Raw genomic sequence first — 23,353 nt, forward strand, 5'->3', positions numbered from 1 at the left:
CTGATGATTCAGAGAGGCTTTTTTCTATGATATGATGGAACATATATTCAGGGAGTAGGAGAACCAAGAGATATGAAAAGATTCATTCAGATCATTTTATTCTTGATGATAGGTTATGCATTATACACCGGGTATTCCGTGTGGACCTATGGTGATGAAAAAGTATCGGAAGCCGATGCAGCCATCGTCCTCGGTGCTGCGCAATGGAATGGAAAGCCAAGCCCTGTCTTTGAGGGGCGGTTGAAGCAGGGCATTGAATTATATAAAGAAGGACATGTCGAATATTTGATTCTTACGGGTGGTAAAAGTGAGCAGGCCGCTTCCTCTGAAGCAGAAGTAGGAAAAGACTATGCGATGGAACATGGAGTAAAAGAAGAAGATATTCTGTTTGAGGATCGATCACTCATCACCGCGGATAATTTGAGTAATGCGAAAGAAGTCAGTCTTGAAAAAGGCATTCGTTCCTTTCTAATTGTCAGTGACCAATTTCATTTAAAAAGAGCTGTGGCTATGGCCAAGCATCTGGATATGAATGTTGAAGGTGTCCCGACTCAGTATTCGGCCTATAAAAGCATGGAAACGAAAGTACCATTTTTCTTGCGTGAATGGGGCTATTGGATGGGACAGCCTGTGACAAAGTTGATCATGTTGTGAGGTGTACGAGATGGAGTTGTTGGAAGCAATACAAAGCCGCCGCTCGATTCATGAGTATAAAGAGGAGAAAGTGGATCGTGAAGTGTTGGAACGTATCTTCGCTGAGTCTTCATGGGCGCCTAACCATCGGATGAAAGAACCGTGGCAGATCCGTCTATATCAAGATCAAGGAAAAGAAGCGTATGCTGAAGCAGTAATGGAAAGTTATCGAAGGCAAGGATTCTTTGATGGGTATGACGTAAACAAAACCTCTCGACTCGAAGAAGGAATCCGTGATTTCTTATTGAATATTCCTCACCATGCCTTGATTTACATGGAAAGAGATGAGGATGTTCGTAAATATGAAGAAGATTATGCCGCTGTTTGCGCTTATATACAAAATGTGCAGCTTCTAGCGTGGGAAGAGGGAGTTGGCGTTCTTTGGACGACGAGTCCCTATTTACATGATGACCAATTTTCTGAAGCTATAGGGCTCGATAGCCAGCGTTTCAAGTTGGTTTCTGTGTTGCAGATGGGTTACCCAAAACGGATCCCGAAGCCAAAGGTTCGTACACCTATCCAACAGAAACTTGACTTATGCGATGGAAATAAAAAAAGCTGACGCAATCTTTAAGCGTCAGCTTTTTTGTGTTCATCTTTATGTCGTTTGTCGTCTGGTAATGGGTCAATGGTGTGTTTGTAATCGTAGCCTTTAGAGACAGCCATGCCAAACATGGCGGCAATCCCCAAAACAATCGCGATACATACGATCATGATCACAGTAAATGTCATGGAAACACATCTCTTTCTCGTCTAGAACTTGAGCCGAAAGTAGATCGGCATACATCTATTTTCCCACACTCATCAAACAAATACTACTTTGTTTGTGTTTTTTCTTTGACAAAAGCGACAACTTCTTCTGCTGTACCCATAGAAAGGATATCTTCTTTGTAAGAAGTCCATTCCTTTCTGGATAGATCTCTGATCTGCGTACGAGCAGGAAGGATGGATGTCGCACTCATGCTGAATTCATCCAAACCAAGTCCAAGTAGAAGAGGGATGGCAATCTCATCTCCAGCCATTTCTCCACACATGCCGGCCCATTTGCCTTCCGCATGTGCTGCTTCAATCACGTTGTTAACCAGGTTAAGAATCGCCGGGTTGTACGGCTGATACAAGTAGGACACGCGCTCGTTCATGCGGTCAGCGGCCATTGTATATTGAATAAGGTCATTGGTACCGATACTGAAGAAATCGACTTCTTTAGCGAACTGACGGGCGATTACTGCTGTTGCAGGAATTTCAACCATCATTCCGACTTCGATTTCATCTGATACATTCTGGCCTTCTTCTTTAAGGTTCGCACGCTCTTCTTCAAGGATCGCTTTAGCTTGGCGGAATTCTTCAAGCGTAGCAATCATCGGGAACATGATTTTTAAGTTGCCGTGGACGCTGGCACGCAGCAATGCACGGAGCTGAACGCGGAAAATATCGTCGCGCTCCAGACAAAGGCGGATCGCACGGTACCCAAGGAATGGGTTCATTTCTTCAGGAAGATCCAAGTAGTCAAGCTCCTTGTCTCCACCGATATCCAGTGTACGTACAACGACTGGCTTGTCTCCCATTTGCTTCAGTACAGAAGAGTAAGCATCAAACTGTTCATCTTCTGTCGGTAGCTGGTTTTTACCCATGTAAAGGAACTCTGTTCGATAAAGACCGACACCTTCGCCACCATTGTTCAAAACGCCTTCAACGTCGTCAGGAGTTCCGATATTCGCTACAAGCTCTACGTGGTCGCCTTCAGAAGTGACAGTCGCTTCATCTTTAAGCTTCGCCCACTCTTGTTTTTGTTTCTCGAAGTCCTCCTGCTTTTGCTTGTATTCAGCAATTTGATCTTCACTCGGATCAATGATGACGTCACCATTGATTCCATCAACGATGATCATGGTATCCTTCCCAGCCTGGGAAGTGATATTTTTTGTTCCGACAACTGCAGGAATCTCAAGAGAACGAGCCATGATGGCAGAGTGAGACGTACGACCGCCGATATCAGTTGTGAACCCTTTTACGTATTGTTTGTTCAATTGAGCGGTATCAGAAGGCGTCAGATCGTCAGCGACGATGACAACTTCTTCGTTGATTAGTGCAGGATCCGGGAATGTCACCCCAAGAAGGTGAGCCATTACTCGTTTTGTTACGTCCTGGATGTCTGCCGCACGCTCACGCATGTATTCATTGTCCATACCTTTGAACATGTCGATGAACATGTTTGCCGTCTCAGAAAGAGCGGCTTCTGCGTTAACGTTTTCGCTCTTGATCTTATCTTCGATCGGTTGGATCAATTCTGGATCGCTTAAGACCAGTAGGTGAGCAGAAAAGATTTCTGCGTGTTCGTCACCTAAAGATTTTCTTGTATGTTCTTTAATTTTTTCAAGCTCTGACTTTGATGTTTCCAGAGCCTCATGTAGGCGTTTGACTTCTTGTTCCGGCTGTTCGATCTCTTTCTTATCGAAAGAAAGATCCGGAGCTTCCAAGCGGTAAACCTTTGCAATCGCAATTCCGCTGGAAGCTGCAATACCTTGAAGCTGTGTCATGCTGTTATTCCCCCAAGCCTTCGTTCTTCATAGTTGTTTCCAAATGGTCGATCGCTTCTTGTTCGTCACTGCCTTCTGCTGTGATTTTGACATCAGCGTCTGCAGGGATCCCAAGACTCATGATTCCCATGATGGATTTAAGATTAACGGATTTTTCTTTGTAATGTAGGTTAATATCAGACTCGTACTTTCCTGCATTTTGTACAAGTACTGTTGCTGGACGCGCGTGAACACCGTCGGACGATGTAATTTTAAAAGTTTTCTCTACCATTATAATTCCTCCTTAAACATGCTATTGTTTATGACTTACCCTAACTTTATTATTTTAAGCCTTTTGGAGGTCTTTTTTCAAGAATCCTACAACAATTGCTGCAAGAATTGTACCGGCAATGATTGCCACTAGATAAAGGAGGATTTGCATGAATCCACCTTCTACGAGCGGTGCAACGATAATACCGCCGTGCGGGGCGCGTAGACCGATTCCGAATAACATTGTCAGCATACCTGTCAATGCACTACCTGCGACCATAGAAGGTATCACACGGGCCGGGTCAGCTGCTGCGAAAGGAATGGCTCCTTCTGTGATGAAGAAAGCTCCAAGTGGATAAGCGGCTTTCCCTGTTTCGCGCTCTTGTTTCGTGAATTTATTTTTGAAAATAGTCGTGGCTAAGCCCATTGCAAGAGGGGGAACCATGCCGCCAGCCATCGCAGCTGCTATAAATGTATAGTTCCCTGCATCAAGAGCTGCAATACCGAATGTGTAGGCCGCCTTGTTTATTGGACCTCCCATATCGACAGCCATCATGCCACCGACAATCAGGCCGAGGAGAGCAAGGTTTGATCCACTCATGTTTTCAAGAAATCCAAATAACGCTGTATAAACGCTTGTCAGTGCTGGGTTAATCAGTAACATAATCATACCGGTGGCGAAGATTGTAATGACAGGATAGAAGAGCACGGTCTTCATACCATCTAATATAGCTGGTAAACCTTCTAGCCATTTTTTAACGAGTAACGTTAAATAACCGGCTAAGAAACCTGCAATTAATCCACCAAGGAATCCAGAACCGTTCGATGCATTTTCATTGGCCGTTTGTGTAATAGCAATCAGTCCACCAACCATTCCCGGTGCAAAACCTGGTCTGTCTGCGATACTTGAAGCAATAAAACCTGCAAGGACTGGAACGAGTAGGTAGAAGGCATTTCCGCCACCTATGATGTTCAACATTTCTGCGAAGCGGTTGTATTCCTCGTGTGTTGGATCCGCAGAATTGATACCCCAGAAGAAGGAAATCGCAATTAAAATTCCTCCACCAACGACGAAAGGCAGCATGTTTGATACACCATTCATCAGATGTTTGTAAAAACCTGTGCGCTGCCCTTTATCCTGAGAACCTTCCTTTTTCTCACCAGTGCCTTGATAGACAGGCGCATCCTTTTTGGTTGCTTTTTCGATCAATTCTTTTGGTTCATGAATTGCTTTAGCGACAGGTACTTCAATGACCGGCTTCCCTTGGAAAGGTTCCATTTCAACTTTTGTATCCGCGGCAACGATGATTGCATCTGCCTCGGCAATGTCTTCACTTGTCAGTCGGTTTTTGACTCCGCTTGAACCATTGGTTTGAACTTTTATGTTCACACCCATCTCTTTCGCTGTCGCTTTTAGTTTATCTGCTGCCATATACGTATGGGCAATTCCGGTAGGACACGCAGTAACCGCAAGAATCTTACCAGTGTTTTGTTCTTCCGTTTCTTCTTCATCTTCTTCCGCTTCTTTAGCATTAATCGCTTCAATTACGTCAGCTTCTGTCTTTGCTTCTTCCAACTGCTGGCGGAATTTGTTATCCATTAAAAAGGAAGAAAGGCGGGACAGTGTTTCTAAATGCGTGTTGTTAGCGCCTTCAGAAGCTGCGATCATGAAAAATAGGTTTGTCGGCTGTCCATCTAGGGATTCATAATCTAATCCATCCTGCGATCTTCCGAAAGCGATGGCAGGATCCTTTACAGCAGAAGTTTTTGCGTGCGGGATGGCGATTCCTTCGCCAATCCCTGTGGTACTTTGTTGTTCACGTGCCTCAATGGCTTGCTTGAAATCATCGCGATCATTCAGCTTACCGGCACGATCCAGTTGACCGACAAGCTCATCGATTGCCTCTGGCTTGGAAGAGGCAGACATATTCAATACGATGGTTTCTTTCGTCAGTAAATCTGTAATTTTCATAGTGATTCACTCCCCTTAGTTTATATTGGAAACGTGGATATCAGATAGTAATCGTTCTACATCATCTTTTTGACAAAGATCATCCTGAAAAGCAGTGGCACTTCCTGAAGCCACGCCATAACGGAAAGCTTGTTGGATTGATTCCTCTTTTTCCAGTGCGGCTAGAAAACCGGAGACAACGGAATCTCCAGCTCCAACAGAGTTTTTCACATGACCTTTAGGGACATTAGCGAACATTTCGTGGTTTCTGCCTACATACACAGCACCTTCACCGCCCATCGATACAATCACGTGCTCAACACCTTGATCAATCAACTTCCTTCCGTATTGAGCCGCTTTTTCTTTTGTATCAATTTCTACATTGAAAAGCTCACCCAATTCATGATGGTTCGGCTTCAATAGGAAGAGTGGGTGGCCAAGGAGTTGCTCCAATGCTTCCCCTGATGTATCGGCAACGACTTTTACTCCATTTTCAGCACAGATCGAAGCCATGGTTATATAAAAATCGGAAGGCAGGGACGAAGGAAGACTTCCAGCAAGAACGAGAGTGTCTCTATTGGAAAGATCCCTCACTTGCTCTAAGAGCTTCTCCTGTAGAGGTGCTGTTATTTCCGCTCCAGGGCCGTTGATTTCTGTTTCCATGTTACTTTTCAGTTTTACGTTCACTCTTGTCGTTTGAGATGTTTGAATAAAAGCGTGATCGATGGTTTCTTCGTCGAGAAACTGTTGAACAAAGGTGCCGGTAAAGCCGCCGATATACCCGAGCGCTTTTGTTTTGACACCAAGACGGTTCATGACACGAGAAACGTTGATGCCTTTCCCTCCAGGATAATAGAAGGTTTCTTTTGCACGGTTCAAACCCCCGGGCTCAAAATCTTCGACGTTCATAACGTAGTCAATGGAAGGGTTTAATGTACAAGTATAAATCATGTTGTCACAACCTTTATATTCGTTTTCTTACGATAGTCATCAATAGCTGTTCCGTTGTAGTTTGTAATGATTTCTGCTTCCGATAGATCAGAAAATTTCATGAAAGAAACATTTTCAAATTTGGAATGATCGACAAGTACGTAACGATTCTTCGATAAATTCAATGTCATTTGTTTGATTGCAGCTTCTTCGGGATCCGGTGTTGTGTATCCATCATCTATTGTGACTCCGTTTGCACCCATAAAGCATTGATCAAAGCGGTATTGTTGTAAGTTTTGAATCGCACCGGCACCGACGACTGCTCCTGTCTGGTGTTTGACCAGTCCACCTAGGATGTAGGTTTTGATATGGTGAGTGTTTAAGGCATCCAGATGACTTAATCCATTCGTTACAACGATGATATTTTTCTCTTTAAGGAGTGGAATCATCTCATAAGTCGTTGATCCAGCATCGATGAAAATACAATCCCCATCTTGGACGAGAGAGGCTGCGAATTGAGCGATTGCCTGCTTTTCACTGTGGAACTTCGTGATTTTTTCACCCATGGTTGGTTCTTCACTTGCTGAGCTTGGTAGCGATGCACCCCCATGGACGCGTCTTAAAAGACCTTGTTCCTCCAGCTGGTCCAGATCACGGCGGATTGTTGATTCTGAGGCCCCTGTCACTTCGACTAAACGTTTAATTTTTGCTGTATGATTGTTTTTGACAGTTTTTAGTATGAGTTGTTGGCGTTCTGGTGTAAGCATGTTCCTACACTCCTTGCTTGTTGTCTATATCCATAATAAAAGAAAACCCTTACAAAAATCAACCATAAACTATCAAAAACAATCAAATTCAATCATTAGTATTCATTAAGGCTGAGAATAAATAGGGAGAGTTTGTTTTGTGGGGTCTTGCAGACGTGCATGTCCCGCGCATTCAATGACATAAGGACTTACGAATTCTCTCATTTAATATGTTCAAAACAACCAATGAATAATTCCTTCTTTAAATTATTCCATCACTTGAGTCATACCCTATTGGGATAAAGAATTAGCTTGCTGAGGAAAGGCTTTTATGCTACATTTAAACTAGTTATCTGTACGTTTTTAGGAGGTGTGGGCACATCATGGAAACACTTGCGATTACTTTATTAACCATCAATACGATTGCAATGATCGTCCTTGTACTATTGCAATCTGGAAAAAGTGCCGGTCTTTCAGGAGCGATTTCTGGCGGAGCGGAACAACTATTTGGGAAGCAGAAAGCGCGGGGAATTGACGCAGTGTTGCACAAAGCAACGGTAGTAACAGGCGTTCTTTTCTTTGTATTAGCTTTCTTAACTGCATATGTCCTCGGTTAATCCAAAAACTGCGCTTCATAAAATGAAGCGCAGTTTTTTTATGCTCACTTACTCGAACCTATCCTGCTCAATAGCTCCCGATTGTGGAAGACTCAGTTTCGAGACTTTTGATGAGTGGATGGGGCTGCGGGGAATAACTCGCTTTCCGCGGGAGCGCGGTGAGCCTCCTCGGACTGCGTCCTGTGGGGTCTCACCCTGCACTTTTTTCCCGCAGGAGTCTCGCCATTCCCCTCCGCCATATAAGTATATTGAAACCACTTACGGGAAAAGGAGCTTTTTTCTACAAGGAAAGTAAAGCAACATCCATATTTTAACCGCTATTATGAATGAAAAAGCTTGTTATAGAGTCTTTAGCTTTTATGACTATAAAATTAGAATTCATCAAAGATACTTTTAATCAGCAAGGGGTTCGTTTCTCTCCTACGTCGAAAGGGGTGGCTGGGAAGCTGCGAGACTCCCGTGGGGAGAAAGGAGATAGACGAGATCCCGCAGGGCGGTAGCCCGAGGAAGCTCGGCGCTCCCCCACAGGAAAGCGAGTTGCTTCCCGACCACCCCTGACGCTCAACGCAGTGAACGAACCACGGAACATCTCCAAATCGAGTCTTACACAATCCTGCTATTCAGCTGAAAAACAGGGGGAGACGCTTGTTCAGGTTCAAAATGTGCCAGGGGAACTTAATTTTGGTAAAATAGAATACATTGCACTTTAGAATGAAATCTTAAAAACAGGACATAGATGAAGTAAGGAGAGAATGACATGAAAATTAAACAACCTCAGCCATTTACGTTTGAGGAAGGAGAACGTGCGGTATTATTACTACATGGATTTACTGGCCATTCTGCCGATGTGCGGATGCTTGGCCGTTTTTTACAAAAGCACGGCTATACATCTCACGCTCCGATTTATGCTGGGCATGGAAAAGAGCTTGAAGCATTGATCGAAGCAAGGCCCGAGGACTGGTGGGCGGATGTTCAGAATGCCTTGAATCATTTGCGTGAACTCGGCTATCAGAAAATTGCCGTCGCAGGCTTGTCCCTTGGAGGTGTCCTTGGCTTAAAGCTTGCTTATTCGGAGCCTATTAAAGGAATCATTACCATGTGTTCGCCGATGTTTTTTGATAATGAGAAACAATTGACCCAAGGGTTTGAATTTAAAGCGAGACAGTACAAACAATTAGAAGGAAAAGATAAAGAAACCATTGATCGCGAAGTACAGGAACTTCTCAGTGAATCAGAAGAGATGTTTAAGCAGTTGGGCGGGTTCATTACGGAAGTCCATGATGAAGTCGATCAAATTTACACGCCCACTTTTGTTGTACAAGCAGAAAATGATGAAATGATTAACACAGAAAGTGCAAACTATATTTATGAACAAGTAGAAGCCGATAAAAAAAGATATTAAATGGTACAAAAACTCTGGCCATGTAATCACGATGGATAAGGAAAAAGAGCAGTTGCACGAAGACGTCCTCGCTTTCCTTGAGTCTCTGGACTGGTCATGACCATAGAGTGTTGTCCTTCATTTAAGAGGAGGTATGTCAATTGAGTATAGAATTGAAACAGCAAATTTTAGACTTTTTCAAAGAAACAGCATCAAAACCACTATCTGTACAAGAGCTTGAAGATACGTTGGAACTTGGGAGTTCTGATGAATTCAAGGACCTCATGAAGGCATTGAATGAGCTTGAGGAAGAGGGAGAGCTTGTCCGGACGCGTAAAAACCGCTTTGGTCTTCCGGAAAAAATGAACCTGATTCGTGGGCGTATTCAAATGCATGCGAAAGGGTTCGCTTTTCTGATTCCTGATGAGGAGGATAAGGATGATGTGTATATTCATCATTCCGATCTTCATTCAGCCATGAACAATGATAAAGTCCTCGTTCGTATTGAGAAACGGAAAGAGGATGGGACGCGGCCGGAAGGTACAGTTATCCGTATTTTGGAAAGAGCTACGACGCGTGTCGTTGGAACATACGAATCCAGCCGCAATTTCGGTTTTGTTATTGCCGATGATAAGCGGATTCCAAATGATATCTTTATTCCGAAGAGCCAGAATAACGGGGCGATTGATGGACATAAAGTCATTGTTAATATTACGAAGTTCCCTGAAGATAGAATGAGTGCTGAAGGGGAAATCGTAGAAATCCTTGGTCATAAAAATGATCCGGGCATTGATATCATCTCCATCATTTATAAACATGGCATTAAAGTGGACTTTCCTGAGGAAGTATTGCAGCAAGCGGCAGACACGCCGGATGAAATTCACCCAGACGAAATCAAGAACCGCCGCGATCTGCGTGATGAAATGATCGTGACAATCGATGGAGCAGACGCTAAGGACCTTGATGATGCCGTCATGGTCAAAAAGCTTGATAATGGAAACTATAAGCTCGGCGTTTCCATTGCCGACGTCACCTATTATGTGAAAGAAGGCTCTCCTATTGATCAGGAAGCGAGAGAACGTGCAACGAGTGTGTATTTAGTGGATCGTGTGATTCCGATGATTCCGCACCGTTTATCCAATGGGATCTGTTCCTTGAATCCTCAAGTGGATCGACTGACATTGACCTGTGAAATGGAAATCAACAGCCATGGAGAAGTCGTGAACCACGAAATATTCCAAAGTGTCATTAAGACTAATGAACGAATGACCTATAAAGATGTGAACAGCATTCTACAGGACGAAGATCCTGAATTGATTAAAAGATATGAAGAACTTGTGCCGATGTTCAGAGATATGGAGAAGCTTGCAAGTATCTTAAGAGGAAAAAGAATGGGGCGCGGCGCCATTGATTTTGACTTTAAAGAAGCTGGCGTTGTCGTTGATGAAGAAGGTAAAGCAGTCGACGTCCGCTTGCGTGAGCGTTCTGTCGCCGAACGTTTAATTGAAGAATTTATGTTGGCTGCGAACGAAACCGTAGCGGAGCATTTCCACTGGATGGATGTTCCGTTCATTCACCGTATCCACCAGGACCCGGATGAAGATAAGCTTCAGAACTTTTTCGAATTTGTTGCCAATATGGGGTATTCAGTTAAAGGAACGGCGGACAATGTTCATCCGCAGGCTTTGCAGAAGGTGTTAGAAGAAGTGAAGGGTACACAGGAAGATATGATTATTTCGAAGTTGATGCTGCGTTCCATGCAGCAGGCGAAGTATGACCCTCAAGGTCTCGGTCACTTCGGACTGGCAACAGATTTCTACACACATTTCACGTCTCCAATCAGACGATATCCCGACTTGATCGTCCACCGTCTGATCCGTACTTATTTGGTTGAAGAAAAGTTGGATTATAAGACGCGGAAACACTGGAAAGATCAAATGCCTGAAATCGCCCGCCATTCTTCCGAAATGGAGCGAGCTGCAGTTGATGCCGAACGGGAAACGGATGACCTGAAGAAGGCTGAATTCATGCAGGATAAAATCGGTGAAGAATATGAAGGGGTCATCAGCTCAGTGACCAGTTTCGGAATGTTTGTTGAACTTCCGAATACGGTTGAAGGACTGGTTCACGTGAGTACATTGACTGACGATTATTATCACTATCATGAAAAACAGTATGCCATGATTGGTGAACGTACCGGCAATGTTTACCGTATCGGTGATGAAGTAACCATCAAGGTGACGAACGTCAATATTGAAGAGCGGGTCGTGGATTTCGAAATTGATGGGATGAAACCGAGAAAAGAGCGGAAACGCCCAGAGCGTCCGAAACAGATCAAGTCCAAAGGTCCGGATCGGAAAAAAGATAAAAAGAAAAACAAACAAAAAGGAAACAAACCTTTTTACAGAAACAAAGGCGTCCCTAAAAAAGGAAGCAAAAAGAAAAAATAAAAAAAACGCGCGAATGATTTCGCGCGTTTTTTTAGTGATGTTTTATGCACTAATTGTATTTTGAACAGTGGCTACATCCTGCTCATTCAAGTACCGTGCGGAATTAGCAAGGTCCAGATTTACGAAACGGGCCCATTGAGATAATTCATCTTCTTCCACCAGGTGATTGTTCATGATGCTGCCTTTGTTTTCAGAGCAAATGTGATAAGAAACAAAAAGTTTCCCCTGCATCAATTCGCGATCATGAGAGACAGAAACAATCGTCCATTGATCTTTATTTGTTTGTTCCCAATCAGAAGCGAGAGCATCCTCTGTGGTTAAAGAGTAAAAAGTTGGTTCATTATGATCAAAGAAAACAATCTTACCTTTTTCATCTTTTACAATATATCCGGAATTCTTCCATGTATGACGTTCCAAAGCATGACCTTCATCTAGTAGCTGTACGGCTTGCATAAAGTTCATAGTCTTTAATCCTTTCTTGCGTTAAAATTTTTCCTTTAGAGGATTCTAAATACTATGAAGGAGCTTGTCAATATATGCTGGAGATTTCTTATAATTATGCCTTTTTCCAAGTGCCGTAAAGGATCCATGGTTCCTGGACATCATAGGGGGAGAGTTCAGGTATGTTCTTGAAGCCCTGGTCCGAAAAGTCAATCCAGCAACCGACATTATCCGGGTTGTTGTTCCAATGGTGGAGGACAGTTTCAAAAAAGCCCGGTTGATCATAATGATCGTCCCAGAAGTATTTGACATGAGAGTAATCGTATTTTTTTGTATCATTTTTTATAATGACGAACCGACTTTGATCAGGATTCTCAAAAAAAGGAACATGCCTGCAAATAATCATCGGTGAAAAGCGCCTCATCAAAAGGGAAGGGGTAGTAGCATTCGTATGGAAATGTATCCAAGGCGTTTTCTTTTAAACCTGTCAGCAGGTCCCGCTTCCTTTTCAAACCATCGACTGGCTTCCATACAGGACCTGGCGTATGTCCTGCCAATAAATCAGGGTGTTTTAAAGTCAGGTAGTGAATAATTGGTCCTTGATCGATCCCGAGTTTTTCAAGGACACGTCGTGCAGATAGATTTCCAAGGTGTGTGTTCGCGCCGATCCAGCTAACTCTAGGGTCTTTTTTTAATTGATCAACCACAGGTTTGAGCAGTTCCGTGGCATTTCCTTTCAATTGAAAACGTCGATCACTTCTCAGACGGCCGAGCATAGCGAATTTATCCTTACCGAATAAGCTGTAGCCGCCAACCGCAAGCATTTGTCCATTTTGAAAAAGACCGAAGAGTTCATGACTGTCAGAAGTGACGAGTCGGTCAAAAATCCGAACCACATAGTCGTCTTCAATCCCTGTATCCATTTCTTTGAGGGTCGGATAATCTTCAATCGTTAAGGGTTTTACATTCATGACTTGTTCCATGGGGTGTATCTCCTTTATCAAGCGTGTGCAACTTAATATTCTCACACGCTGACAGAAAAAGTCTATTCAGAAAGATTAGACTTCATCACGCTTGATATCAATTGGAAATGCTTATGAGTTTTGGTACAATGAAGGGACGCAACAGAGGAGGAAAAGGTATGCCAAGAGGACATGGAAAAACATTAGCTCAAAATAAAAAAGCCCGTCACGATTTCGCCATAGAAGAAACGTTTGAAGCAGGAATCGTCTTACAGGGGACAGAAATCAAATCGATCCGTAATGGACGTTTGAACTTGAAAGACAGCTTTGCCCGTATCCATAAAGGGGAAGTGTATTTGCACAACATGCACATTTCTCCATATGAGCAGGGGAATATCTACAACCATGAACCGACACGGGCCCGTAAGCTGTTGCTGCACCGAAAAGAAATCAATCAGCTGATCGGTCAAACCCAGCAAAAAGGTTATTCTTTAGTACCATTGAAAGTGTATATTAAAAATGGTGTGGCTAAAGTGCTTGTTGGAGTTGGTCGAGGCAAGAAGAAATATGATAAACGAGAAGACTTGAAGCGTAAACAGCAGAAGCGTGAGATCGACCGAGCAATCAAGGACAGCCTTCGCTAACAGCTGCCTCTTGAAAAATATTATATTTCTGCTATAATAATATTTGTCGTCAACACGACATGGATCAACAGCTTGACTGTTATCCCTTAATCCTAACGGGGACGTTACGGATTCGACGGGGATAGGTCGAGCTCGGGTTGCGAGTCGAGCGACGCCTCGTAAAACCGTCATTTGCCTAAATATAACTGGCGAATCTAACGAAAACCTAGCTGTAGCTGCGTAAGTAGTCTATAGCTGATCCTTCCTGGCATCGCCCATGTGCTAGATGAAGGGTCTCAAACTAAAGTGGGCTACGCGTTTTTCCACCGCCTGAGGAAAAACGAAGAGAACAATCAGGCTAGCTCCTCGGAAGCCTGTTGGTAGGCTGAAGAGGCAGTGAATGATAATATATCAACTACGCTCGTAGAAGCCCGAGTGCCGATATCTCCGGACGTGGGTTCGACTCCCACCGTCTCCACCAATACATACATTGGTGGTTTTTTTATGCTCAAAATAAAATAACCATAATATGTAAGACCTGGTCACCCATTTTTTGGGTGACCAGGTCTTACTTTATTTTCCATATTACCTTCTTTCAATGGGTAAAGTCATACATCGGATTCCCCCGCCCCCTGCTTCCAATTCGTCCACATTCACTTCGATCAGCCGTTTCTTTTTCAGGCGTTCGTGATGGAAGATTTTTTTGTGGGCTTTTGAGCTAATCAACAATGTTTCAGGGTCTAGGTTTAAAAAGTTGATATCCGCTACCGTATGCTTTACTTCCTCTGTCCAAATGATTTCATAACCGTGTCGCTTAAGAAATTCGTGCATCATGACATAGGACGATCCTGTGCAGGTTAAGACTTCAACAGGGAAATAGCGCATATAACTTTTGGCTAAGGCTATTCCTGCTCCTGCAATATTGAAATTCATGTCTAAGTGCATCGTGTCTCCGCGCCGAGGCAGGTCGATGATACCAACCTCAGAAAAACCGAGAGGAATAATCTTCTCTTTTAATGCTTTTGCGCTCTCGTAACTTGACCGCATTCCTACATTAATGAAGGCTGCATCCTTGTTTAAAACAAATACATCGCCATTCTCAAGCGCATTAGCTTTGTCATTTTCATGGATGGAATATTGTTCCTCGTCAAACCACTGTTCGAAAATTTTGTGGGCATGAAAATACTCTGGTCTTCTCATCGTGGTCCCCGCTTCACCCGGGATTACTTTATTACCGAAGACACAGGCTAGGTCTCTTACAAAAACGCGATTGATCAACTGTTCATGGAAGGCTTTCTCTTCTTCCTTGAGGTAAGTGGAATAGTCGACAACTTGGACTCCCTCTTTACTCATAGCCTCGACCATATGATCAAAACAGTGCTTCATTTTATTGCTATCCGCTGTTTTTTCCCAACGGATATCTGTTGCGGTTTGTTGATCAGGGACATGGAGAACGGAAGGTGTGCATACAACCACATTTTTAAGTTCATCGTATTCATTCCAGCAATTAGGGTTCCAATTCATCATGAATGCCACGCTCCTTCTATATCTCTTGATACTTTCTCCTCAACTACATAAAACATTCTTCGTTTCACACATAATCCTGGCAAATCCTTTCAAACTAAACGCAGAAGGAGGGGTGATCATGGCCGAAGTACATAAAAAAGGAAAACTATCATGGTGGCAGCTGTCGTTCATCGGGGTTGGGTGTATTATTGGAACAGGTTTTTTTTCTGGGGTCCAGTATCGCCATTGAAAAAGCCGGGCCAGCGGTATTGCTAGCCTATTTCACCGCAGGGATTGGGACGTATATTGTCTTCCGTTCCTTAGCCGCCATGACAGCGAATCATCCGGAAAAAGGATCGTTTCGCACTTATGCCAAACAAGCTTTTGGTCCATGGGCTGGGTTCAGTAATGGCTGGGTTTACTGGTCTTCAGAAATGTTGATTATGGGGAGTCAATTAACGGCCCTCGCCATTTTTGCGCAGTTCTGGTTTGAAAAAATTCCTCTATGGGTGTTGGCTTGTGTCTTTGCCGTCCTTGGTCTCTTGGTGATATGGCTTGGGGTCAAACAAGTAGAGCGAATGGAGAATGTTTGCGGGCTAATAAAAATATCTGCGATCATCATGTTCATTCTTATAGCGATCCTTGCTGTGACTGGAAACATTGGGGGAGGAGAACCGAAGGCTATGACAAGCCCGCTTTCTTCCATTTTTGATGGGAAGTGGTCCGGGCTGTGGATCGCCCTGCTCTACGCGTTTTATGCGTTTGGAGGGATCGAAGTCATGGGGTTGATGGCCAATGAATTGAAAGACCCTAAGGATGCACCAAAGTCCGGGACAATGATGCTCTTCGTGCTCACTAGTGTCTACGTGGTCGGCTTTTATTTTGTTCTTAAACTTACCTCATGGAAGAACATTTCCACTGAGGAAAGTCCTTTTCTGACAGCCTTGACGGAATATTCCCTTCCTTGGGTGCCACATGTATTCAACGGTGTCTTAATCATCGCTGGATTTTCAACCATGGTAGCATCTCTATATGCTGTCACAACCATGCTGATGGCCTTGAGTGAAGAAGGGGATGCACCTGGCATATTCGCTGAGAAGGAGGAAGGGAAAGTATCAAAGCCTGCCTTTCTTCTAACCATTTTCGTTGTCATTCTCTCCATTATTCTTGCTGTGCTGCTGCCTGATCGGATTTTTGAATATGTAACGACGGCAGCAGGTTTGATGCTCTTATATAACTGGGCTTTCATCCTCCTGTCTTATAAAAAGTTGATGGTGAAAGGGAAAAAGGGAACCCTGCTCGTGCTCATTGGGATCAGTCTAATTATTGTAGCTGTAACAGGCACGTGGATTGATTCCATGACTCGGATCGGTTTTTTTGTAAGCTTAGCGTTCCTGGTCCTGATCGGCTTTGCAACATGGGTGAAGCAAAAGAAAACACCCCATCCAGGCTCAGGGGCGTAAAGTTTTCCATTTGTTTTTCAATGCCGTAAAGGGACATTTGGATAGGGATGATTCGTCGTCTTTCAAGAAGTATTGTTTCCACTCATGGTTATCTTTTTGTCCATACCATTTTAAGGCAGGGTGGGTAGGGATACCATCGTAATCCTCTAACCGCTTGCGAATCACCTTTTTGATTCTTCTTCCAAAAGGAGTCGAATCGTTGATTTCATCAAAAACCCAGCGTGGCTGGAAAGCGAGCAACATACAAGGGAAGCTTCGACTGTTCCTGACTTCATGGGCAGGGGTCGCACAAAATGCGAAGTAAGGTTCACCATTGAAACAAAACTCCCATGCAGGGTCCTCAGGGTTCTTTGGTATGTCTTCCGGCCAAGGGGATGGATCTTTCGTGTGTGTGACGTTCAGTAAAGTCCAAAAAACCTCTTCATATTCGTCCATCGTCGTTTGTTCATCCAGAAGTTTTCGGGTATCGCAAAAGATTACGAGGGATGCGTAGTTCCCTGTGGATCTGGATATCTCACCATATTCCGTTAATAATTCAGCTAAATGATCTGTACTTTCATCTGAACGTGGATCTCCGACAAACCCGAATCGCAACATGTTCTTCATAAAACCTTGTATTCCAGGTACACAAGGATAAGGGTTCTCTCGCTGAGTCATCATGTTCGAGAATTGATGATAAGCCTTAAGTTGCCAAAGGTCGAGGTCATTTGCGTGGTTCTCTATTTCTTCTTTGGTGTACAACATAAAAAATTTCCCTCCTAGGATACATCCATATCCTATTGGAGAGAGCGGGTATAGGTGACTGTCTACCCAACAAACATCTTGACTGCTTGAAACGCAAAATAAACACCGAAACCAATCAGCAATACTCCTGAAAGTACGGAAACCCCTCTTAACAACTTTGCTGTCATCCACCTTCTAGCTCCTGATGCTGCTCCAGCCATCGTAAAATCCCACAACATGATCCCTATAAAGATGCCTCCACTGTATATAAGGAGTTGAGTGTGTTCATATTGAGAAGAAATCTGGGCGAGGATGGAACCGTAAATGCCAATCCAGAAAAGAATGTTCAATGGGTTTGATAACGCCATCAAAAATCCTGTGCGGAAGGATTTCATTTTTGTCGATGAATAGGACCGATTTGTTTCTTCCGTGTGGGATGCCGTCATACTTTCAATTCCTGTATAAATCAATACAAAAGCGCCAAAAGACCAAAGGAATGTTTTCACAAGAGGAAGCTCTACATATTGAGCCAGTCCAAAGTAGATCATCAGCATGAACAAGGCATCCGCGCACATCGCTCCCACACCGACAAGTCCAGGCATGCCAAAAGCCATATCGAATCCCCTTGTCCAACTGGGCGGCGTTGATGGGACCGATCGGAGCGGATAATGATAAGCCGAGCAGAATATAACTGAATAGCAAGGTGAAGGACCTCCTTTATAGGTGCTTGTCCCTATACTATATTAAAACGATGCTTTTGGTATTAATAAAATCACAAATCAACAGTATTCCTAAAATCCATTTACGTAGGATTCTCCTTCAGGGTGCGTGAAACAGTCATGGAGACAAATGTAGGTTTGACGTAAAAGCATCTAATAAAAAGGACGCCCGCGGAAAAACAGGCGTCCTTTTTATTTAGTGTGGCATGTTACCTTGTGACGCGGTTGTATAGCTCTGTAACATCTGGTTCATGTCTTGTTGCTGCAACTGTGGAACCTGGTAGTACCCGTGTTTGTTCTGATAAAGAAAAACCTCATAACTCATCTCGATGAAGTTCGGGACACTATCTGCAATCACACGGCGCAGGACAGGGTTCGTCATTTCAAGCGCTGTCATAGACAATAAAGTTGCAAGCGTCTTTGTTTGTCCCAGCATATAGGCAGAGAGCCCATTATCTGCGAGTTCATTGACCGATTGGTTCGGTTTCTTTGGCTGGCCTGGTTTGATTCCGTAAACGACTTCGTTGCTTTGCTGCATTTTATATTGTTGTGTATCTTGAGCTGGATCTTGACCAGTGCTGAAACTCTGGACAATCGTATTGTACATTTGGGTCACAAACGCATGTTGACGCTGCTGAATGCTTTGAAGCTCTGGGTCCTGGATATGCTGTGCATACATTTGGTATTGATCCAGCATATTGATTAAACTTGCGATGACTTCATGAGCATCAAATAACTCATGACCACCGTGGTTTGGATTCATCATGTTTTGTGGCATTTGTTGTCCCTGCGGTTTTTGGTTTTGACCTTGATTTGGATTCATATCTTTTCCTCCTCCTTTTTCATCTTTTAAGTTTTCCTTATTTTCTTGTTTCATGTACAGGGAAAGAAACCCACAAGATACTCAAGGAAAAGGAGGCAGGTTGATGAATGTAATAGGATATCGCTACATGAATTTGGAACAGTATGGAGAATTGATGTACTCCTTCAAAGTCCCAAGTTAGGACGATGACCATTCAAAAAAAGGTATAACAATGATGAACTGGAAACGGTTTCTTTTTACTTATGGACAACTTCGGAGAAAATGGTAAAATGAAGTCATCCTTAAGTAGAGGGAGACTTTCTGAAATGAAGCCGCTAATGAGAAAAGTATTTGTTGTACTTATATCTGTCATGACTCTAGGCCTTTACGTACCACCAATGCAGATCGATACCGATGCAGCTGATAAAAAAGAGCTGTCGGCCGATCGCCATGTTCAAGAATCACCTCATGATACAAAGACTGAAGAATTTGAAATCACGCCTCCATCATCTGTAGAGCCTTTGACCACGGATGATTGGATTGAAACCATAACAGAGCAAGCCAAAACACAGACCCTTACAAAGCTAGGGCCACGAATTATTGAAAAAGTAGATGAAGACATGACGACAACGATTCTACCGAAGATTGAAGAGGTTATGGGAGAGATTCTTACATCTGCTGATGAAAACGAAGTCCCTTATTATGAAATTTCTGAAGATCCGTCTCCTGGATACGGAGAAAGAATTTTTAATATCCATAACAAACATACAGATGAAGAAGTCGCTCGTTTTCATGTCCGCAGGGATAAGCGGCCTGGTGAAGGGTACTGGTTTAACTTCCATTACCATTTGCAAGAGGACAACTTCATGAAACACCATGAACTTGGCGAGATTTACTGGGAAAAAAACACGCCCCCGAAATGGATGTCTTAAAAAAAGCGACCTCAACAGGTCGCTTTTTATTTTTGCATAAAATCCCGGCCTGTCCAACAGCTGTTCATCTGAATCCCTTCTTGTTCCGCATAATCATCCCCCCATTGACACATTCCATAAAGAACCGGTTGCAGCTTGCGGCCAAATTCAGTCGTAGAATACACAACCCTGGGAGGAACATCTTCAAAAACTGCCCGTTTTACAAGTCCATGTTCCTCAAGCTCTCTCAATTGTTGTGTTAACATTTTTTTGGTGATCTCAGGAATGGTTCTCCTCAATTCATTGAACCTCTTATCCCCTTCATTCAAATGCCAGAGTAATAAAACTTTCCACTTTCCTCCAATTAAATCGATGACTAAATTAATCGCGCACTGGTATTCTGATTGCAGTTCTTTCATCGTGTTTCCCTCATTTCTAACCATTGTTAGGTTACCCTTTAGTAACTCAGTTACTGAAAAGTGCCTTCTTGTTTCTTCTTGAACCTCTCGTTAGTATATAATATATCGTTTCAATTGTTGATGGAAACTGTTTATAGAGGAGTTGAAAACGGTGAAAGCACTTCTTTTACAAGATAAGAATCAATGGAAAGAGATGAAGGTGGAGGAAGTAGAAAAGCCTCACCCTCGAAAAGGGGAAGTTCTTATTGAGGTTCAAGCGGCTGGATTGAACCCTGTCGATTATAAAACCGCAACGAATGGGAACCCCAATTGGACGTATCCTCATATCCTCGGTCTGGATGCTGCGGGTACAATTGCCGAGATTGGAGAAGGTGTGACTGATTGGAAGAAGGGTGATCGAGTGGTCTACCATGGTGATTTGCTCAGTAAAGGGGCTTATGCGGAATATGCTGTAACAACAGCTCATACGATTTCGCGAATTCCAGATGAAATCAGTTTTGAAGAGGCGGCTGCATTACCGACAGCTGGTTACACGGCTTACCAGGCGATCCACCGTAAGCTTCCGTTGGATCAAGTGGAAACCATTTTGATTCACGCAGGAGCAGGAGGTGTCGGAGGTTTCGGTATACAACTTGCAAAAGCAGCAGGAAAGACGGTCATTACCACAGCTTCTGCCCATAATCGCGATCACGTCCGCCAGTTAGGCGCAGACTTCGTTATTGATTATCGTAATGAAGATGTTCACCAAAGAGTTAAAGAAATCACCAAAGGTAAAGGTGTCGATGCAGTCGTTGACGCAGTAAGTCGTGACAATGCTACCGCATCACTGGATTACCTTGCCTTTATGGGCCATTTGGTATACATCGCTGGTGCGCCTGATTTCACTAAAGTAAAACCCTTTACTACTGTTGTATCGTACCATGAAATTGCTCTTGCAGCGGCACATAGAGCGGATGTAGAGTCCCAAAAGGATCTTTCTGTCATTGGGGATGAGATGCTTGAGATGATGGTTGATGGTAAACTTTCTTCTCTACTGGAAGAGACCATCTCATTGAAAGAGGTCCCTCGGGCTCTTGAGCGTCTGTCCGAACGCCATGTGAAAGGTAAAATCGTAGCGAAAATAAAATCATAACAAGAAGGAGTTTTAATGATGTACCCATATCCAAGAAGTTTTTCACATATCGGTTTGTCTGTACCAAATTTAGAAAAAGCGATTGAGTTTTATACCGAGTTATTCGGGTGGTATGTCATTATGGAACCATCAGACGTCCATAACGATGATACACCAGTCGGTCAGATGTGCCGAGACGTTTTCGGCAACGACTGGGAGACATTTAGAATTGCTCACCTATCGACTGGAGATAAGATAGGCATTGAGCTTTTTGAGTTCCCACATCAGGAAGATCCGGAAAATAACTTCGAATATTGGAAAACAGGCATTTTCCATTTCTGTATCCAAGACCCGAATATTGAAGACGTTGTAGAGAAAGTGAAGGCCAAAGGCGGGAAACAGCGCATGCCTATTCGTGAATATTACCCCGGAGAAAAACCGTACAAGATGGTTTATGTTGAAGATCCTTTTGGTAATGTTTTCGAAATTTACACCCACAGTTATGAATTGACCTATTCCAAAGGGGCTTACTAAGGAACGATTTTTAGAACAAGAAGCTTAGGTGAAGAAAAAAAGCCTGCGCGCTGCGCAGGCTCTTTTTTTAGTCTTTATCGTCACCGATAATCCGAACTTCTCTTTCCAAATCGACGCCGAATTTTTCTTTCACCGTTTTTTGAACGTGCTCAATCAGAGAGATGTAATCAGAGGTCGTTGCATTATCTTTGTTAATGATAAACCCAGCATGCTTTTTAGAAACTTCGGCACCACCAATGTTGGTCCCTTGAAGGTCGCTGTCTTGAATAAGCTTCCCAGCGAAATATCCTGGAGGTCGTTTGAAGACACTTCCGCATGACGGATATTCAAGTGGTTGTTTAGATTCACGCTTATAGGTTAAGTCGTCCATCACTTCTTTAATTTCATCATATTTCGCAGGTTTCAGATGGAAGGTGGCCTCTACTACGATATCTCCATTAGCAGAAATATTACTTGTTCGATAATCAAGATCCAGTTCAGCGGCGAGACGTTTCACGAGATTTCCATGTTTATCTACCACATACGCGTAATCAAGTACATCTTTGATTTCTCCACCATATGCACCTGCATTCATGTACAAAGCCCCTCCGACAGTTCCAGGGATTCCGCAGGCAAACTCTAATCCGGATAAATTCTTATCAAGAGCGTAACGAGAGGCATCAATGATACGGGCACCGCTTTGGGCGACCACTGTGTTGCCTTCAGAATAAATGGTATCCAGATGTTTTAAATTGATGACGATTCCGCGGATGCCGCCATCTTTGATGATTAAGTTGGATCCATTTCCAAGCAAAGTGAAAGGAATGTTGTCTTCATTCGAAAGTTTAACGACATTTTGAACTTCTTCGTAGGATGTTGGAGTAATGAAAAAGTCGGCTTTTCCGCCAAGCTTTGTGTACAAGTGGTCTCTCAACATTTCATCCACTTTCACATTTTCTTCTTTTACGAGTTCCAACAATTTATTATAGATCTTTTGCTTCTTATTCATAAACACCAGTCCTATTATAAGTTGATTATGTTCTGATTGGACCTCAATCAGTCTTTCCAGCGATCTCATTTAATACAATTTATGAAAAAACGTGGGAAAAGTTCATTTTGACCTTTTACAATCACGCTTCCTATTCTATCACAAAACGGAGTGGTCATTGTGTAGGATTTTGCTTCATGCTTTTGTGCACAGCCCTGACACGAATATTCAAAGTCTTATTAGCAGAAAATAACGGTTATAGGGAGGTGTTAGAGGATGGCGCTGGATGTAAAATGTGAAGTTCGAAACTGTGTGCATAACAATGACGGAATTTCCTGCGGAGCGGAGGAGATTTACGTTGTCAGTCATAAAGGTAAAAAAGCGAACCACAGTGAAGAAACGGATTGTAAAACATTTGAACCTGCAAATGTGTAAGATTCCCCCCTATGAATCAAGGTCTGCTATATCAGCAGGCCTTTTTTTCATTTTTTTCTCTTAATGAAAGCGTTTTAATTATGGGGAATGTTTATTATATTCAGAAAAATCATTGCTATGCACCTTACTTGTTAGTATTATCATGGTAAGTTCATTCATTTACGAATTGATTCGACCATTTTATAT

At 43.1% G+C, this 23,353-nt stretch carries 23 protein-coding genes, 1 other RNA gene and 3 pseudogenes; 12 read left to right on the top strand and 15 right to left on the bottom strand.

Annotation, left to right across the window (positions count from 1 at the left end; translation table 11 throughout):
* The first annotated feature begins 72 nt into the window (after positions 1-72).
* Entirely contained in the window at positions 73-654 is a 582-nt protein-coding gene (locus LC065_RS09310) for a YdcF family protein (protein WP_226591940.1), read from the top strand.
* Positions 655-664: 10 nt separating this feature from the next.
* Positions 665-1,255 carry a nitroreductase family protein gene (locus LC065_RS09315; protein ID WP_226591938.1) on the top strand — a complete coding sequence of 197 codons (591 nt, stop codon included), beginning with the start codon at positions 665-667 and terminating at the stop codon, positions 1,253-1,255.
* A gap of 8 nt (positions 1,256-1,263) precedes the next feature.
* Here LC065_RS09315 and ytzI read toward each other — a convergent pair whose 3' ends face one another.
* From ytzI to LC065_RS09345, 6 genes are all read right to left on the bottom strand, one after another.
* Entirely contained in the window at positions 1,264-1,425 is a 162-nt protein-coding gene (ytzI, locus tag LC065_RS09320; protein WP_226591936.1) for a YtzI protein, read from the bottom strand.
* Positions 1,426-1,508: 83 nt separating this feature from the next.
* On the bottom strand, positions 1,509-3,227 hold the full coding sequence (gene ptsP, locus LC065_RS09325) for a phosphoenolpyruvate--protein phosphotransferase (RefSeq protein ID WP_226591934.1): 1,719 nt from the start codon (positions 3,225-3,227) through the stop codon (positions 1,509-1,511).
* Between the two features lie 4 nt (positions 3,228-3,231).
* Positions 3,232-3,498, bottom strand: coding sequence for a phosphocarrier protein HPr (locus LC065_RS09330; protein ID WP_226591933.1), 267 nt, complete (start codon positions 3,496-3,498; stop codon positions 3,232-3,234).
* A gap of 54 nt (positions 3,499-3,552) precedes the next feature.
* Positions 3,553-5,448, bottom strand: a complete 1,896-nt coding sequence (locus LC065_RS09335) for a PTS fructose transporter subunit IIABC (RefSeq protein ID WP_226591931.1) — start codon at positions 5,446-5,448, stop codon at positions 3,553-3,555.
* Between the two features lie 15 nt (positions 5,449-5,463).
* Positions 5,464-6,378, bottom strand: a complete 915-nt coding sequence (gene pfkB / locus LC065_RS09340) for a 1-phosphofructokinase (protein ID WP_226591929.1) — start codon at positions 6,376-6,378, stop codon at positions 5,464-5,466.
* On the bottom strand, positions 6,375-7,124 hold the full coding sequence (locus tag LC065_RS09345; RefSeq protein ID WP_226591928.1) for a DeoR/GlpR family DNA-binding transcription regulator: 750 nt from the start codon (positions 7,122-7,124) through the stop codon (positions 6,375-6,377). The genes pfkB and LC065_RS09345 overlap by 4 nt, the downstream gene beginning before the upstream one ends.
* A gap of 362 nt (positions 7,125-7,486) precedes the next feature.
* Here LC065_RS09345 and secG point away from each other — a divergent pair, with 362 nt between their 5' ends.
* From secG to rnr, 3 genes and pseudogenes are all read left to right on the top strand, one after another.
* On the top strand, positions 7,487-7,720 hold the full coding sequence (gene secG, locus LC065_RS09350; protein ID WP_220584122.1) for a preprotein translocase subunit SecG: 234 nt from the start codon (positions 7,487-7,489) through the stop codon (positions 7,718-7,720).
* 757 nt (positions 7,721-8,477) lie between these two features.
* A pseudogene (locus tag LC065_RS09355) lies at positions 8,478-9,222 on the top strand (alpha/beta hydrolase).
* Positions 9,223-9,262: 40 nt separating this feature from the next.
* Positions 9,263-11,551, top strand: coding sequence for a ribonuclease R (rnr, locus tag LC065_RS09360; protein ID WP_226591924.1), 2,289 nt, complete (start codon positions 9,263-9,265; stop codon positions 11,549-11,551).
* 42 nt (positions 11,552-11,593) lie between these two features.
* On the opposite strand, the gene LC065_RS09365 is transcribed toward rnr, so the two are convergent.
* The 3 genes from LC065_RS09365 to LC065_RS09375 all read right to left on the bottom strand — a co-directional run bounded on the left by LC065_RS09365 (position 11,594) and on the right by LC065_RS09375 (position 12,975).
* On the bottom strand, positions 11,594-12,013 hold the full coding sequence (locus LC065_RS09365) for a Thoeris anti-defense Tad2 family protein (RefSeq protein ID WP_226591922.1): 420 nt from the start codon (positions 12,011-12,013) through the stop codon (positions 11,594-11,596).
* A gap of 94 nt (positions 12,014-12,107) precedes the next feature.
* Complete coding sequence (locus LC065_RS09370; protein ID WP_306163922.1) at positions 12,108-12,398, bottom strand: hypothetical protein; 291 nt, start codon at positions 12,396-12,398, stop codon at positions 12,108-12,110.
* Entirely contained in the window at positions 12,367-12,975 is a 609-nt protein-coding gene (locus LC065_RS09375) for a GNAT family N-acetyltransferase (RefSeq protein WP_306163923.1), read from the bottom strand. Before LC065_RS09375 ends, LC065_RS09370 begins: the two co-directional genes overlap by 32 nt.
* A 158-nt stretch (positions 12,976-13,133) precedes the next feature.
* On the opposite strand from LC065_RS09375, the gene smpB reads away from it, so the two are divergent.
* Positions 13,134-13,598, top strand: coding sequence for an SsrA-binding protein SmpB (smpB, locus tag LC065_RS09380; protein ID WP_226591918.1), 465 nt, complete (start codon positions 13,134-13,136; stop codon positions 13,596-13,598).
* 97 nt (positions 13,599-13,695) lie between these two features.
* Positions 13,696-14,058: a transfer-messenger RNA gene (gene ssrA, locus LC065_RS09385) on the top strand.
* A gap of 104 nt (positions 14,059-14,162) precedes the next feature.
* On the opposite strand, the gene LC065_RS09390 is transcribed toward ssrA, so the two are convergent.
* Positions 14,163-15,104, bottom strand: coding sequence for an arginine deiminase family protein (locus LC065_RS09390; RefSeq protein WP_226591916.1), 942 nt, complete (start codon positions 15,102-15,104; stop codon positions 14,163-14,165).
* A gap of 118 nt (positions 15,105-15,222) precedes the next feature.
* On the opposite strand from LC065_RS09390, the pseudogene LC065_RS09395 reads away from it, so the two are divergent.
* A pseudogene (locus tag LC065_RS09395) lies at positions 15,223-16,546 on the top strand (amino acid permease).
* Here the strand turns inward: LC065_RS09395 and LC065_RS09400 are convergent.
* The 3 genes and pseudogenes from LC065_RS09400 to LC065_RS09410 form a co-directional block, all read right to left on the bottom strand.
* Positions 16,535-17,290 (bottom strand): YqcI/YcgG family protein, encoded by a 756-nt coding sequence (locus LC065_RS09400; protein WP_226591913.1) that lies wholly within the window; start codon positions 17,288-17,290, stop codon positions 16,535-16,537. The pseudogene LC065_RS09395 and the gene LC065_RS09400 sit on opposite strands and share 12 nt — an antisense overlap.
* Before the next feature lie 62 nt (positions 17,291-17,352).
* Positions 17,353-17,971, bottom strand: a pseudogene (locus LC065_RS09405) (LysE family translocator).
* 213 nt (positions 17,972-18,184) lie between these two features.
* Positions 18,185-18,811 (bottom strand): spore coat protein, encoded by a 627-nt coding sequence (locus LC065_RS09410; protein ID WP_371933427.1) that lies wholly within the window; start codon positions 18,809-18,811, stop codon positions 18,185-18,187.
* A 305-nt stretch (positions 18,812-19,116) separates the two neighbouring features.
* Between LC065_RS09410 and LC065_RS09415 the strand changes: the two genes are divergently transcribed.
* On the top strand, positions 19,117-19,722 hold the full coding sequence (locus tag LC065_RS09415) for a YpjP family protein (RefSeq protein ID WP_226591909.1): 606 nt from the start codon (positions 19,117-19,119) through the stop codon (positions 19,720-19,722).
* A 26-nt stretch (positions 19,723-19,748) separates the two neighbouring features.
* Here LC065_RS09415 and LC065_RS09420 read toward each other — a convergent pair whose 3' ends face one another.
* The gene (locus LC065_RS09420) at positions 19,749-20,120 is read right to left on the bottom strand and encodes a winged helix-turn-helix transcriptional regulator (RefSeq protein WP_226591907.1); all 372 of its coding nucleotides are present in this window, start codon (positions 20,118-20,120) and stop codon (positions 19,749-19,751) included.
* A 151-nt stretch (positions 20,121-20,271) separates the two neighbouring features.
* Here LC065_RS09420 and LC065_RS09425 point away from each other — a divergent pair, with 151 nt between their 5' ends.
* Complete coding sequence (locus tag LC065_RS09425) at positions 20,272-21,252, top strand: zinc-binding dehydrogenase (protein ID WP_226591905.1); 981 nt, start codon at positions 20,272-20,274, stop codon at positions 21,250-21,252.
* An 18-nt stretch (positions 21,253-21,270) separates the two neighbouring features.
* On the top strand, positions 21,271-21,765 hold the full coding sequence (locus LC065_RS09430; RefSeq protein WP_160913196.1) for a lactoylglutathione lyase family protein: 495 nt from the start codon (positions 21,271-21,273) through the stop codon (positions 21,763-21,765).
* 67 nt (positions 21,766-21,832) lie between these two features.
* Here the strand turns inward: LC065_RS09430 and murB are convergent, their stop codons facing one another.
* Positions 21,833-22,753 carry a UDP-N-acetylmuramate dehydrogenase gene (gene murB / locus LC065_RS09435; protein WP_226591904.1) on the bottom strand — a complete coding sequence of 307 codons (921 nt, stop codon included), beginning with the start codon at positions 22,751-22,753 and terminating at the stop codon, positions 21,833-21,835.
* Between the two features lie 255 nt (positions 22,754-23,008).
* Between murB and LC065_RS09440 the strand changes: the two genes are divergently transcribed.
* Positions 23,009-23,167 (top strand): DUF1540 domain-containing protein, encoded by a 159-nt coding sequence (locus tag LC065_RS09440; RefSeq protein WP_226591902.1) that lies wholly within the window; start codon positions 23,009-23,011, stop codon positions 23,165-23,167.
* Positions 23,168-23,353: the final 186 nt, after the last annotated feature.

It is taken from the genome of Halobacillus litoralis (genome assembly GCF_020524085.2).
Taxonomy (GTDB): domain Bacteria; phylum Bacillota; class Bacilli; order Bacillales; family Halobacillaceae; genus Halobacillus; species Halobacillus litoralis_E.

Excerpts from the sequence above, each read along its gene's own strand:
- LC065_RS09365 (WP_226591922.1), bottom strand. The coding sequence starts at position 12,013 with ATGAACTTTATGCAAGCCGTACAGCTACTAGATGAAGGTCATGCTTTG.
- secG (WP_220584122.1), top strand. The coding sequence starts at position 7,487 with ATGGAAACACTTGCGATTACTTTATTAACCATCAATACGATTGCAATG.
- LC065_RS09400 (WP_226591913.1), bottom strand. The coding sequence starts at position 17,290 with ATGTTGTACACCAAAGAAGAAATAGAGAACCACGCAAATGACCTCGAC.
- LC065_RS09315 (WP_226591938.1), top strand. The coding sequence starts at position 665 with ATGGAGTTGTTGGAAGCAATACAAAGCCGCCGCTCGATTCATGAGTAT.
- LC065_RS09345 (WP_226591928.1), bottom strand. The coding sequence starts at position 7,124 with ATGCTTACACCAGAACGCCAACAACTCATACTAAAAACTGTCAAAAAC.
- LC065_RS09415 (WP_226591909.1), top strand. The coding sequence starts at position 19,117 with ATGAAGCCGCTAATGAGAAAAGTATTTGTTGTACTTATATCTGTCATG.
- LC065_RS09370 (WP_306163922.1), bottom strand. The coding sequence starts at position 12,398 with ATGATTATTTGCAGGCATGTTCCTTTTTTTGAGAATCCTGATCAAAGT.
- pfkB (WP_226591929.1), bottom strand. The coding sequence starts at position 6,378 with ATGATTTATACTTGTACATTAAACCCTTCCATTGACTACGTTATGAAC.
- LC065_RS09420 (WP_226591907.1), bottom strand. The coding sequence starts at position 20,120 with ATGAAAGAACTGCAATCAGAATACCAGTGCGCGATTAATTTAGTCATC.
- murB (WP_226591904.1), bottom strand. The coding sequence starts at position 22,753 with ATGAATAAGAAGCAAAAGATCTATAATAAATTGTTGGAACTCGTAAAA.
- LC065_RS09390 (WP_226591916.1), bottom strand. The coding sequence starts at position 15,104 with ATGATGAATTGGAACCCTAATTGCTGGAATGAATACGATGAACTTAAA.
- LC065_RS09330 (WP_226591933.1), bottom strand. The coding sequence starts at position 3,498 with ATGGTAGAGAAAACTTTTAAAATTACATCGTCCGACGGTGTTCACGCG.
- LC065_RS09335 (WP_226591931.1), bottom strand. The coding sequence starts at position 5,448 with ATGAAAATTACAGATTTACTGACGAAAGAAACCATCGTATTGAATATG.
- smpB (WP_226591918.1), top strand. The coding sequence starts at position 13,134 with ATGCCAAGAGGACATGGAAAAACATTAGCTCAAAATAAAAAAGCCCGT.
- LC065_RS09440 (WP_226591902.1), top strand. The coding sequence starts at position 23,009 with ATGGCGCTGGATGTAAAATGTGAAGTTCGAAACTGTGTGCATAACAAT.
- LC065_RS09410 (WP_371933427.1), bottom strand. The coding sequence starts at position 18,811 with ATGAATCCAAATCAAGGTCAAAACCAAAAACCGCAGGGACAACAAATG.
- ytzI (WP_226591936.1), bottom strand. The coding sequence starts at position 1,425 with ATGACATTTACTGTGATCATGATCGTATGTATCGCGATTGTTTTGGGG.
- LC065_RS09430 (WP_160913196.1), top strand. The coding sequence starts at position 21,271 with ATGTACCCATATCCAAGAAGTTTTTCACATATCGGTTTGTCTGTACCA.
- ptsP (WP_226591934.1), bottom strand. The coding sequence starts at position 3,227 with ATGACACAGCTTCAAGGTATTGCAGCTTCCAGCGGAATTGCGATTGCA.
- LC065_RS09310 (WP_226591940.1), top strand. The coding sequence starts at position 73 with ATGAAAAGATTCATTCAGATCATTTTATTCTTGATGATAGGTTATGCA.
- LC065_RS09375 (WP_306163923.1), bottom strand. The coding sequence starts at position 12,975 with ATGGAACAAGTCATGAATGTAAAACCCTTAACGATTGAAGATTATCCG.